The organism is Arsukibacterium sp. (genome assembly GCF_041616895.1).
In the GTDB taxonomy this organism is placed as follows: domain Bacteria; phylum Pseudomonadota; class Gammaproteobacteria; order Enterobacterales; family Alteromonadaceae; genus Alishewanella.
Genome location: NZ_JBFJPY010000024.1, coordinates 23,339 through 35,991, shown reverse-complemented (window position 1 = coordinate 35,991; position 12,653 = coordinate 23,339). Strand labels below are relative to the sequence as shown.

The window sequence follows — 12,653 nt, the reverse complement described above, 5'->3', positions numbered from 1 at the left end:
CCAGGCACCACGCCGTTTTGGCAATAAACTCGTGTCGGTGTGTAATACCACTTCATTTTTCTGATATGCAATAGCACCAAGAATCGACTGTTCATCCATTGTGGCGGCTTGGCCCAGTAACGCCAATGCCTGATCACTATGACAAGCAAACACTACTTTATCGAACTGTTGCTGTTGGCCGTTGGCAAACTTCAGACTAACACCCTGCTCATTACGGCTAACAGAGAGGATATGCTGTGATAATTTCAGCTTGTCAGTACCAAGTCTGGTAAGCAGCGCCTCAACATAACGTTTCGAGCCGCCCTTAATTACTGCCCACTGCGGCCGGTCCGTAACATTAAGCAACCCATGATTATTAAAAAAACGTAGGAAAAACCTGACTGGAAATGATGGCATCTCTGTTAATCCCGCAGACCAGATAGCCGCGCCCATTGGTAGCAAGTAGTTATCACGCATCTCACTGCCAAACTTATATTTAAGTAAAAATTCACCCAGTTTTAAGTCAAGATCAGGATGTTCTTCAGCAACCAACCGCTTACCTAATTTATTGAAGCGAACAATATCGCGGAGCATTCGCCAGAAAGAGGGCCGAAAAAGATTACGTTTCTGGGCAAAAAGACTGCCAAATGTGTTGCCATTGTATTCCAGATTTTGCTGTGAATTTTTAACCGAAAAACTCATTTCAGTATCGAGTTTTTCCACCGCCAGATCTGCAATAAACTTATTAAATACCGGATAAGTCCAATTGTTAAACACAATAAAGCCGGTATCAATAGCATAAGACGTGCCGGCCACCTCAACATCAACAGTAGCAGTATGCCCCCCGAGATAATCATTTGCTTCAAACAGGGTAACATCGTGTTTCTGTTGTAATAAATACCAGCTGAGCATACCTGAAATGCCCCCGCCAATTACTGCTATACGCATTCACGCTTCCTTAATCAGGCCTTTGCCATTTTGTGTTTAACTAATGTGGTTGCCCAGCCGAGTATGGGTAAATGTTGATAGACCAATTCAGTAAGGTCGTAATAATCGCGATGATAACAAATGTGCTGATCCCGCCAGCGCAATTCAGTACAGCCATGGACTTTAATTGGTTTGCCTTTACCTATTGCCGGATGAGACAAGGTCATAATCCAGCTTATAAAACTTAGCTGATCATCATCAATCTGACTTATTGGATCAAATTGACAAGAAGTCAGCCGCTGGTATGCATGAGAGAAATAGTTGGTGAGTTGCTGACAGCCGCTTATCTGATGTACCGGATCTATAAAGGTTACATCTTGGGTATACAGTTCAGCAAGTTGGTTTAAACCATCATGTGATAAGCCGTTATAGAAATTTAAAAAACGCGCTAATTTACTTTCATTACTTTCATTCATCAGACTTTTTAACCTCAGTAAACAGGGCAAGCGTTATCTTACGGGCTTCGCTGTGGTCAACAATTGCTGGCCAGTAACTATCAGGCATTGTTTTTTTATGCGGCCAGTGAATTTCTTTGTTGTTCATGTGCTCCAGCTCCGGCACAAAACGGCGGATAAACTCTCCTTCCGGGTCAAAACGTTCACTTTGGGTTATTGGATTAAAAATCCGAAAATAAGGGGCGGCATCGGTACCGGTTGAAGCTGCCCATTGCCAACCACCATTATTTGCAGCAAACTCGCCATCAATTAAGGTCGACATAAAATATTGCTCACCCCAACGCCAATCTATCTGCAAATCTTTTACTAAAAAACTGGCAGTGATCATGCGAAGTCGGTTATGCATCCATCCGGTTTGGTTAAGCTGACGCATCGCCGCGTCTACCAACGGGTAACCGGTCTTACCATCACACCAGGCTTTAAAGTGTTTTTTATTGTTATGCCACTTAATACTCGCAGTATCTTTTTGAAAAGGTTTGTGTTTTATCAGATCTGGATAAGCGACTAAAATATGTTTATAAAAGTCACGCCAGATAAGCTCAGATAGCCAGACACTGGAACCACTTTTTTCCTGCTCAAGTTCTGGCCCGGCTTCCATCTGTAACCGATTAACACATTGCTGGGCCGAGATGACGCCGCAAGCCAGATAAGCAGATAATCCGGAAGTACCTTTTTTGGCCGGCAAGTCCCGAGTTTTCTGATAGTCAGCAACCTGCTGCTGACAAAACTCGCGCATCTTATCCAGCACTTGCTGCTCAGCCACTGGCCAGGCCGCAGAGCTTTCATCTCCGTCTGCCATAACAGGTAGCCCCAGTTGCTTCGCCAGATAGTCTGCAGAAAATTCTGGGTTACCTTTTACCCTAGAATAACAATGAACTCCTTGCTCCTGCAGCCTGCTAAGCCAGTTACGTTTAAACGGCGTAAATACTTTATAGGTATCCCCGCTTTGAGTCAGAATACTTCCAGGAGACATGATACAGAGTCGGTCATACCAATTGACTTCAACGCCCTTTTCTTGCAGCTGCTTTGTTATTGCGTTGTCCCGTTGCTGCTCACGCAACTCGTATTCAACCTGGCCATATACCGCCACCATGCCCTCATTAACCAAACTGATAAATATGGCTTCACAATCCTGATAGGTATCAGCCTCCAATGCCAGTAACGGTATACCTTGCTCAGCCAGCTCTTGTTGCATTTGTTTAACACGACGGCGGATCAGATCTTGTTTAATTGGTGCCATATTATGCTGCTGCCAGGTTGTCGGCGTGGCGATATAAAGTGCGACAACAGCATTGCTCTCCTGCTCACGAGCGTTCTGTGCCGCATGGAACAATGATGCGTTATCAAACACTCTGAGATCATTTCGTAACCAGACAATGTGTAAAGAAGTTGCTTTGGCCATATCAGGCTCGTAATCCAAGTTGTTCAGGATAAGGGTTTAAATAGCGCTGGGTCGCAATGTACTGATTAGGATACTGGCGTAAATAATGCCCTAGTAATGTCAGTGGAGCCATCAGTGGTAAAAAACCCTGGCGATAGCGATGGATTAAATCCGTCAACTCACTTTTCTCAGTGCTGCTAAGTGATTTTTTTAAAAAGCCCTGCAGGTGTTGCAGCACGTTGGCATGCTGCTTACGACTGGCAATATTCTTCAGCGCTTGCATTAAATCGTTCAGGTAACGCTCCGCTAACTGCGCAGGATTAAACAATTTTGCGCCAGCTACCAGTCTGCCAAGTTCACGGTAAGCTACCGGACTATGCGCCATCACTAAAAACTTGTATCTGCTATGAAACTTCACCAGTTTGGCAACACTAAAACCATCTTGCATCTGCTGCTGATAATCATGACAGGCAAATACCCGGGTGATAAAATTTTCGCGCAGCGCAGGGTCTGAAAGACGACCGTCTTCTTCTACCGGCAACCAGGGATAACGCTGCATAAGCTGATGAGTAAAAATGCCGGTCCCGACTTTCCCCAGTTGCTGACCAGCATCATCATAAACTCTGACCCGCTCCATGCCACAACTCGGTGATTTCGCGCAGACCACATAGCCACTTAGGGTTGTTAATGTTGGCAGCAGTTTCTCGGTGTATTGCAGCATTTGATCGGTGTGGTCAACTCTATTATCCCGGCTTTGTACCAGCCTGATTTGCTGAAGCTCATCACGTTGTAAGCGGATTGCTGGCCTTGGCACACCCAGGCCAATTGCCTGCTCAGGACAAATGGCAACAAATTTCACCAGTGGACTAAGTTGCTGCAGGCAAAACGTTGAGGCCTTATGCCCGCCGTCAAAACGCACGGGTTCGCCAAGCACACAGGCACTTATCCCAATTTTAATACTCATGACTATTCACTCTTAACATACACTTTTAACTCTACTTCGCTATTTAAGCAATCAACACAGTGGTGAACCTTTTTCTTTACAAGCAAAGCAGGATATCGGATCAGTTTGTGGCATGGTTTCGAGTAAAAAAAAACGATAACTACCCGAAAGGTACTTATCGTTTTTATTGTGCAATAAACCACCAAACTTTTAAAAGCAATACAACACCGTTTGGCCGGCTGAGCAATAAAGCCGCATCAGAATGCGCGTTGACTAAAATCAGGCTTTGCTGGTGCCTGTTTCAACCCTGGACTTAAGTTTCTGACCTGGTCGAAATGTAACGACACAGCGGGCAGAGATCGGAATGTCTTCACCCGTTTTCGGGTTACGGCCAGGCCGTTCATTTTTCACCCTTAAGTCAAAGTTACCAAAGCCGGATAACTTTACTTGCTCACCCGCTTCCAGCGCGGTACGAATTTCTTCAAAAAAAGCTTCTACTATCAACTTAGCATCACGTTTGCTAACGCCAAATTTGGTAAACAAACGTTCTGCTAAATCAGCTTTGGTAAGCGCCATTCTTAATCCCTCAACGTTGCGTCGAATTCGTCTTTAAGCACGCTAACCACTTGATTTACAACAACTTGGATATCTTTATCCTCAAGTGTGCGTGTTTTGTCCTGCAAAGTCAGGGCTATAGCAAGTGACTTGTAACCGTCTGCTACACCCTGCCCGGTATATACGTCAAACAATTTTAGGTCAACCAATTGATTTACGCCAACTTTTTTTATACTAGCAGTAATATCGGCAAAACGCACATCGGATTTAACTACCACAGCCAAATCACGCCTGTTAGCCGGGTATTTAGATAAGTCTGCTGCTTCAACAATAGCACGTTGTCCAAACGCTGCCAGTTCCAACTCAAACAGGTAGGCTTTGCCTTTAATTCCCAGCTTACGTTCAGCTTCAGGATGCAAGGCCCCAAGATATCCCACAGTCTTGCCAGCTCTGCTAATGAGCGCTGTTTGTCCCGGGTGCAATGCACTGTGCTCGCCACTGCTAAAACTAAATTCAGTCGCGGCTGATGTCAGGCTGAGTAAAGCTTCAACATCACCTTTAATATCGTAGAAATCTGCTGGCCGCTCTGCCATGGCCCAATGTTCATTACTTAGTGACCCCACTATAACGCCACCAATAACTTCAACCTGACGAACGCCGCCCTCGGCCGCTGCATCGGGTATAAACTTAAGGCCATACTCAAAGAAGCGCAACCGAGATTGCTGCCGGTTTTGATTATGCTGTACTGCTTGAAGCAGGCCTGGCCACAGATTCAGCCGCATCGCCGACATATCAGCGGAGATAGGGTTTGGTAATACCAGTGCTTGCTGGCCAGGAAATAATACCTGTTGTACTTTAGGGTCAACAAAACTATAGGTAATTGCTTCCTGATAACCACGATCTGCCAACAAATCGCGCATCCGCTGCACACTGAGCTCAGCCTCACTAAACTTACGCATACTCAATGCACCCTGGGGCGCCACGTTTGGGATATTGTTGTAACCATAAACCCGGGCAATTTCTTCTATTAAGTCTTCGCTTATCGAGATGTCAAACCGATACCCTGGTACGATAACCTGCCAGCCCTGATCGGTTTCTGACACGGTTAAGCCCAAGCGGGTTAAAATATCGGTCACTTCAGGTTTGGCGATAGCATGGCCCAGTAGACGCAATAGTTTTGCTTCTGAAAGGCTTATTTCTGCGCCTTTGGGCAGGTACTCTGGCGCGACCGCTTCAACGATAGGGCCGGCCTTACCACCTACAATATCCAGCAGTAAAGCAGTCGCACGCTCCATTGCGCTTCGTTGTAACTCTGGATCAACGCCCCGCTCATAACGATGCGAAGCATCCGTATGCAGCCCGTACTGGCGTGCCTTGCCTGCAATTGCCAGTGGTGAGAAAAAAGCACTCTCCAGAAAAATATGTTTGGTTTTGTCAGTGACACCACTTTGCAAGCCGCCAAAGATACCCGCCATTGCTAATGCTTTTTCGTTGTCGGCAATAAGTAACGTATTGGATTTTAGCTCAATTTCAGTTTCATCTAACAAAACCAGCTTTTCACCTTCACGGGCATAGCGAACATCGATATCACCTGCCAGCTCATCTAAATCAAAGGCATGCATCGGGTGGCCTAACTCAAGCAGTACGTAGTTAGTTACGTCCACCACCGGGTCAATACTGCGAACACCGCAGCGACGCAGTTTTTCGGTTAACCACAATGGACTGCTTTTACTCAGATCGATATCTTTAATTATCCGGCCCAGATAGCGCGGGCAGGCCTCAGCAGCGGAGAGTTTAATTAGTTTTTGCTCTGTAATGGTGGGGGCTACTGTCTCAATTTCCGGCTGGCACACACTCAGCTTGTTCAACACGCCAACTTCCCGCGCCAACCCTTTAATACCCAGGCAGTCAGCACGGTTTGGTGTTAAATCTACTTCTATGGTGTGATCATCCAATTCCAGATATTGCCGGATATTGATACCTACCGGCGCATCAGACGGCAACTCCATAATGCCATCCGAATCATCGGCCATACCAAGCTCTGAAAACGAACACAACATACCATTAGAAGGCTGGCCGCGTAATTTGGCCTTTTTAATAACGAAGTCACCCGGCAAGACGGCGCCAACAACAGCCACGGCAACTTTTAAACCCTGGCGGCAATTTCTGGCACCACAAACAATATCCAACAATTCAGGCTGGCCGATATTAACCCGGGTGATTTGCAGCTTATCGGCATCAGGATGAGGACCACAGGCTACGACCTCACCGACTACCACACCATTAAACACACCTGCTACCGGCTCAATACCATCTACCTCGAGGCCTGCCATTGAAAGTTGTTCAGATAGAGCAGCAGTATCAATTGCCGGATTAACCCACTGTCTTAGCCACATTTCACTAAATTTCATGCTTAGAATACTCCGCTTATCTGAACTGCTTTAAAAAGCGTAAATCGTTTTCGAAAAAGGATCTGAGATCGGTCACGCCATAGCGCAGCATTGTCAGCCGTTCTACCCCCATGCCAAAGGCAAAGCCACTGTATATTTCGGGATCAATCCCAACTGAGCGCAAGACATTGGGGTGTACCATGCCACAGCCTAATACTTCCAGCCATTTACCGTTTTTGCCCATCACATCCACTTCAGCTGATGGCTCAGTAAACGGAAAAAAGGACGGACGAAAGCGAACCTGTAAATCTTCTTCGAAAAAGTTCTGTAAAAAGTCATGCAAAATACCTTTGAGCTCGGTAAAGCTGACATTTTTGTCGACCATTAACCCTTCTACCTGATGAAACATCGGCGTATGAGTTTGATCGTAATCGTTGCGATATACCCGCCCTGGAGAAATAATCCTTAGTGGCGGCTGCTGTTGCTCCATGGTGCGGATTTGCACTCCAGAGGTCTGAGTACGCAGCATCAGCTTCGGATTAAAATAAAATGTATCATGATCGGCGCGGGCCGGGTGATGCTCAGGTATGTTTAATGCATCAAAATTATGAAAATCGTCTTCGATTTCCGGGCCATGCTTTACTGCAAACCCTAACTCAGTAAAAAAACTTTCAATCCGGGCGATAGTGCGAGTTACGGGGTGTAAACCACCATCATCAAGTTTACGTCCTGGCAAGGTGACATCTATTTGTTCCTGAGCCAGCTTTGCTGCTAACTGCGCCTGCTGCAGTTGATCCCGCTTCAGATTGAGCGCATCCTGCACCTGCTGTTTAAGCTCATTAATTTGCTGACCAGCCAATTTGCGCTGTTCAGGGTCCATCGCACCTAAGGATTTCAGCAGCTCCGTAATACTGCCTTTTTTCCCCATAAAGGTTACCCGAACCTCTTCCAGCGCCGCTATGTCTGGGGCAGCAGCAACCGCTTGCAGTGCATTGTCTAATATTGCAGTCAGATTCATCTTTGTCCTCAAAGCAGCCAAGATCGTAAGTAAGATTAAAACCGCTAATGATACACCAAAATAGACGTTAACATGCAGTAGCTGGGTAGCTTTTTTCGGCTAAAATAAGACTTAAGTCGCTAAATGAGAATAGATTTAATGAAAGGGATCGTTAATTTACGCTGATGCACAATGGAAGCCTTATCCAGCTTATCCAGAATTGCGACTAGTGAGCGAATATCCCGCTCGTAGCGGTTAAGTAAAAAACGCGCGACATCGTCACCCAGTTCCATACCTCGTTGGTGTGCTCTTTGTTTCAAGAGTTTCTGCTTATCATCGTCAGTGAGTAATCGTAATTGAAAACTCTGGCAGGCCTGAAGCCGGGAAACCAGATCAGCCAGTTTAAAACCCAACTGAGGAGGCGGCTGGTTTGCCACAATAATTAAAGCTTTACCCTGTTCAACCATCCGGTTATATAAGTCGAATATAGCTATCTGCCAGCTAAGGTCATCACAAATAGCATGTATATTATCCAGGCACACCACATCTAGTTGCTCTAAATTATCTAGCAAACGAGGACTTAACTGCTGATAATCCTGTAACGCCAACAACTGACTGGTTAAACCTTGCTCTTGCGCAAAAATACAGGAGGCATAAAGTAAATGTGACTTACCACTGCCACTGGCACCAAACAAATACAGCGGTGGCTGACCACCGGGTTGCTGCAGATAGTGCTTAATCATGCTGACCGCTTCTGTCTGGCCGGCAGCATAGAAACTATCTAAGGTCTCATCATCCGGCAGTGTTACCGCCAAAGTATATTGCAGAGGCTGCATTTAACGTCTGATAAACACGTATCGGATATCGGCCTGGGATACCATATTTAATTCAACAGCAGACGCTGTCGGCTCATTTATTCCTGACTCTCTGCTGTAAGTTGCACTGTAAGATGTGTTGTAAGACGTGCTGTGCGGTGTATCCGACAATAGCAACGCCGGTTCCCATCGCAAAATATCGGTTAACTGAGAAAGCTCAATCTGTAAATTAACCGCAAACTTCGCTTCTTTTGCTGAGTATTCGCTCAACGTCACTGTTGCCACACCAAGCACGCGGTTCAATAACGTTTCAACAGTTACCACATCAGCCAGGCTTTGCAAGTTACTGACTGCCAGTTGATAAGTATTGTGCTCAGCCTGCAACACCACCGCTTGCTCGGCTGCCAACTCAGCCGTTAGCGCGGCAGCAAAAGCGCTCACCAGCTCAGCGTATTCTGCTGCGGTAGTTTCATTACGCACGATTCTAGTCTGGTTAGTCCCCGGTACCGGAGCTTGACGCTGCCAGCTCAGCCGCAACAGCTTGTCACCATTCTGGCTAACTTCATCAAATGCCAGGGTCATTACCATATTCGGCCGGTAACGATTGCTCGCCTGGTCAATAGCTTGCCAGAACCCTGCCCAGACGTCGGTTTCCGACAATCGCATCAGATCATCCATATCGTAAAGTGGCAATGTTACCGGAATACCATGCTCGGCCAGACTTTGCCGCAACAACTGCACCAGCTCATTATCCTGCTGGCGCAAAAAAAACCGGTCGGCTCCTTGCTGCTGGACAATCCAGACTAAAATTTCAGGACGGTGCGCTCCCCAGATAGCAATTTCCTGCTGCTGCAATAACACGTTAATCAATTTAGCATCGAGCAACACTTTTAAGCGGCTGATGCCATTGTGACGTACAGATTCAAATTGTTTAACATACTTGCCGGCATTATTTAGTTCACTGGTAATCGCCGGGTAGGCTGAAAGGTCAGTCAACCCGGTCAAGCGGGTGATAACCTGAGTGAGAGCATTACTCTGCCATTGACGTTGCGATTGATCAGCGCTGACATCGGCAACATATAAGTTGTTCACCTCAATGGCATATACCAGATTACTGCATAGCATAAGCACGATTGCCAGCAACAATTTACCAGGTTGCATCTGTAATGCCATCTGAACTCCCTAACTATTGATTTGCAGCCTTAAGATGGTGACATAACACAACAAAGCCACCGTAAGGTGGCTTTGTTGTGGCGTTAGCCCAGGTTAACACCGAGCCGGTTAGCCACTTCTTCGTATGCTTCTACCACACCGCCCAGCCCCTGACGAAACCGGTCTTTATCCAACTTCTTGCGGGTAGCTTTGTCCCACAGTCGACAGCCATCTGGCGAAAACTCATCGCCAAGCACTACCTGGCCATTAAACACACCAAATTCTAATTTAAAATCAACTAACAACATACCGGCAGCGTCAAATAATGCCTGCAGAACATCATTTGCTTTAAAGGTTAAACGTTTCATTTCTGCTAACTGTTCAGCAGTTGCCCAGCCGAACGACGTTGCCAGAGACTCATTTACCATAGGATCATGCAACGCATCGTTCTTTAAAAACAATTCGAACGTCGCAGGGGACAACGCAGTACCTTCCGTCACACCCAGTCGGCGGACCAGTGAGCCTGCCGCATAATTACGGACCACACATTCGACCGGTATCATCGCCAGCTTTTTTACCAGAACTTCATCATCTGATAATAGCGCTTCCACCTGAGTAGGAATACCAGCCTGCTCCAGTTTCTGCATAATAAAATAGTTAAATTTATTATTTATCATGCCTTTGCGATCAAGTTGTTCAATGCGCTCACCATCAAAGGCAGAGGTATCATTGCGAAAGTGAAGGATGAGTAAGTTGTCATCAGTCGTGTTATATACTGTTTTTGCCTTACCGCGGTACAATTCTGTTGTTTTTTGAACCATTATTCACTCCAATCGCCTGGCGAAAAAATCAGGCGAAAGTATAAAGATCTTTATGCTATTGGCAAATGACTTTTTCTGTCCCAGACTCAAAGTTCCACTTTTGCTGCTCTGATGGCAGTAACAAAAGGCTCATATGCAGCAACAATAGTGTCTGCTGCTAAAGGTTGGCCGTCTTTGCTAAGCAGGTTGATTACTGTACCCGCATTGCTGCGCTGCAATACAATCTGATAATCGTCGTTGGCAATGGGTAAAACTGGCGGTCCTGCCTTCCCCATCAATGAAGACCACATGCCACGACTTGGTTTAGTGTAGCTCACGTAATAAGTGTAAACCGAGCGATTAATATCCTTAACGGTAAAATTAAGCTGTTCAAACACCGGCTCTAGCTGCGACCAGGTCACATCAATAGATTGCGATGTAATAAACGCAGGCTCACCTGCCTTATTTAAGCCAGGTTCAAGTGCCACTTCCTGTACCCGGTCCCGGTTGGCAATAGACGTCTCTATTTCAGCAACAGCCACCTGGTTAATAAGCCCATTCAGTAACATCACTTCATTGTCCCGCGCTGCAGCGCTACTGAGTTTAGCCTGTTGCTCAAAGTAGCGGTGTTCCAGCAGGCTAACGGTGACAATCGCCGTTCTGCCGTGTGGTTTTGGCTCGATGTTTATCGCATACCGCGCCTCGTCTAACTGCTTAGCGTTTTGCCAAAACCAAAAGCCTTCTGTCCGAAAACGTTTAATCCAATCCGTTTCAAAACTGAGATTTTCGCTATCTGTGGCGTTTAGTTGAATATTTTGTGCCGCAAAATAATCACTAATTTCGCGTTGTAAAAACGGTATCAGCTCACCGGTTAAATCGTTACGTTCGAACATAACCCGGGCCAGTTTTTCAGTTTCATCCGTTATTCTGCTGCTGCTGGCGGTGGCTAACACTAATACCGGTGACTTATCAGCGACGTCTCCCGCAGCGCTAGCTACTTGTGGAATATCATATTTACCTGGCTGACGAGGCGTAGCTAAGTCGACCGGAATATCCAGAGCAACCTGCTGCCGTTGTATCCGAGTGTCAGGGTCATCCTTAAACACAGAACAACCACTTACTAACATGGCGCTCAGCGACAATGTGATACAACTTTTTTTCCAATAATGCACCTGTACTACTCCTGAAAAGGTATTGCCATAAACCCGTGCTATTTCGCCAGGTTAGTTTAATGAGTTAATAAAAAACGGACATTAAAACTGCAGACCCGCTTGTTGCAATGCCTGTTCGATTGTGCCGTGATGAATTGGTTCCAGCTGTGTCAGCGGCAAGCGCATAAAATCGGAATCAATTAACGCCATCCGCTTCAATGCCCACTTAGTTGGAATGGGATTAGATTCAATAAATAACTGGTGGTGCAAACCCTGCAACATATCGTCCAGCGCCTGCGCCTCTTCAGTTTGCCCAGAGCGGGCCAAACGGCATAAACGTGCTAATAATGCCGGGGCAACGTTTGCGGTAACCGAAATAACCCCATGCCCTCCTGCTTGCATAAAAGACAGGCTGGTAGCATCGTCACCACTCAATAATAAAAATCCTGCTGAACAGCGTTGTTGTATCTCAGCCAGCCGGGTTAGTGAGCCGGTCGCTTCTTTAATCCCGACAATATTATCAGTCATAGCCAGTTCAGCTACGGTTTCAGGCAGCAAATCTACCCCGGTGCGGCCTGGCACGTTATATAACAGCACCGGCTTAGCCGTCGCTGCAGCCACCTGTTGAAAATGCGCTAACAAGCCCTTTTGCATGGGCTTGTTATAAAAGGGTGTCACGGTCAGAAAGCCATCAATCGCTAGTTTATCAAGTTGCCGGGTACGCGCTACGCCTTCTGCGGTGGCATTACTGCCATTACCGACTAATACCGGGATCTGCCCACTTACCTGAGCGACCACCCGGTTAATTATCTCAAGCTGCTCAGTAAAACTAATGGTTGCAGCTTCGGCTGTAGTGCCCATAATAACCAGACCATCTGAACCTTGCTGCAGATGAAAGCTGACAAGCTTTTCCAACCCTTTATAATCGATTTCGCCGTCCGGCAACATAGGGGTTACTAAGGCAACAAAACTTCCACTGAACATCACAGGCAAGGGCTCCACAACAGACAAGGGTCAGAGAATAAGGCGCCCTATGTTAAAGAGTGCG

General features: G+C 46.4%; 12 protein-coding genes. All 12 read right to left on the bottom strand.

All coding sequences use genetic code 11. The annotated features are described in order from the left end of the window. A partial coding sequence (locus ABY802_RS06320) for an NAD(P)/FAD-dependent oxidoreductase (RefSeq protein WP_372626180.1) occupies nt 1-927 on the bottom strand: 927 nt, incomplete at its 3' end. A 14-nt stretch (nt 928-941) separates the two neighbouring features. Then, complete coding sequence (locus tag ABY802_RS06315; protein ID WP_372626179.1) at nt 942-1,382, bottom strand: nuclear transport factor 2 family protein; 441 nt, start codon at nt 1,380-1,382, stop codon at nt 942-944. Then, nucleotides 1,375-2,823, bottom strand: a complete 1,449-nt coding sequence (gene phrB / locus ABY802_RS06310; RefSeq protein WP_372626178.1) for a deoxyribodipyrimidine photo-lyase — start codon at nt 2,821-2,823, stop codon at nt 1,375-1,377. Before phrB ends, ABY802_RS06315 begins: the two co-directional genes overlap by 8 nt. Before the next feature lies 1 nt (nt 2,824). After that, nucleotides 2,825-3,766, bottom strand: a complete 942-nt coding sequence (locus ABY802_RS06305) for a YbgA family protein (RefSeq protein ID WP_372626177.1) — start codon at nt 3,764-3,766, stop codon at nt 2,825-2,827. 258 nt (nt 3,767-4,024) lie between these two features. Then, nucleotides 4,025-4,321, bottom strand: coding sequence for an integration host factor subunit alpha (ihfA, locus tag ABY802_RS06300; protein WP_213997103.1), 297 nt, complete (start codon nt 4,319-4,321; stop codon nt 4,025-4,027). A 2-nt stretch (nt 4,322-4,323) separates the two neighbouring features. Next, nucleotides 4,324-6,711, bottom strand: coding sequence for a phenylalanine--tRNA ligase subunit beta (pheT, locus tag ABY802_RS06295; protein ID WP_372626175.1), 2,388 nt, complete (start codon nt 6,709-6,711; stop codon nt 4,324-4,326). A 16-nt stretch (nt 6,712-6,727) separates the two neighbouring features. Then, nucleotides 6,728-7,708 carry a phenylalanine--tRNA ligase subunit alpha gene (gene pheS / locus ABY802_RS06290; RefSeq protein WP_372626173.1) on the bottom strand — a complete coding sequence of 327 codons (981 nt, stop codon included), beginning with the start codon at nt 7,706-7,708 and terminating at the stop codon, nt 6,728-6,730. A 119-nt stretch (nt 7,709-7,827) separates the two neighbouring features. Further along, nucleotides 7,828-8,523 (bottom strand): DnaA regulatory inactivator Hda, encoded by a 696-nt coding sequence (gene hda / locus ABY802_RS06285; RefSeq protein ID WP_372626172.1) that lies wholly within the window; start codon nt 8,521-8,523, stop codon nt 7,828-7,830. Then, nucleotides 8,524-9,675 carry a DUF2066 domain-containing protein gene (locus ABY802_RS06280; RefSeq protein ID WP_372626171.1) on the bottom strand — a complete coding sequence of 384 codons (1,152 nt, stop codon included), beginning with the start codon at nt 9,673-9,675 and terminating at the stop codon, nt 8,524-8,526. A gap of 83 nt (nt 9,676-9,758) precedes the next feature. Further along, nucleotides 9,759-10,475 carry a phosphoribosylaminoimidazolesuccinocarboxamide synthase gene (gene purC / locus ABY802_RS06275; RefSeq protein WP_372626170.1) on the bottom strand — a complete coding sequence of 239 codons (717 nt, stop codon included), beginning with the start codon at nt 10,473-10,475 and terminating at the stop codon, nt 9,759-9,761. An 86-nt stretch (nt 10,476-10,561) separates the two neighbouring features. Further along, nucleotides 10,562-11,626: an outer membrane protein assembly factor BamC gene (gene bamC / locus ABY802_RS06270; RefSeq protein ID WP_372626169.1), complete on the bottom strand. Its 1,065-nt coding sequence runs from the start codon at nt 11,624-11,626 to the stop codon at nt 10,562-10,564. A gap of 81 nt (nt 11,627-11,707) precedes the next feature. Beyond that, nucleotides 11,708-12,589 carry a 4-hydroxy-tetrahydrodipicolinate synthase gene (gene dapA / locus ABY802_RS06265; protein ID WP_372626182.1) on the bottom strand — a complete coding sequence of 294 codons (882 nt, stop codon included), beginning with the start codon at nt 12,587-12,589 and terminating at the stop codon, nt 11,708-11,710. Nucleotides 12,590-12,653: the final 64 nt, after the last annotated feature.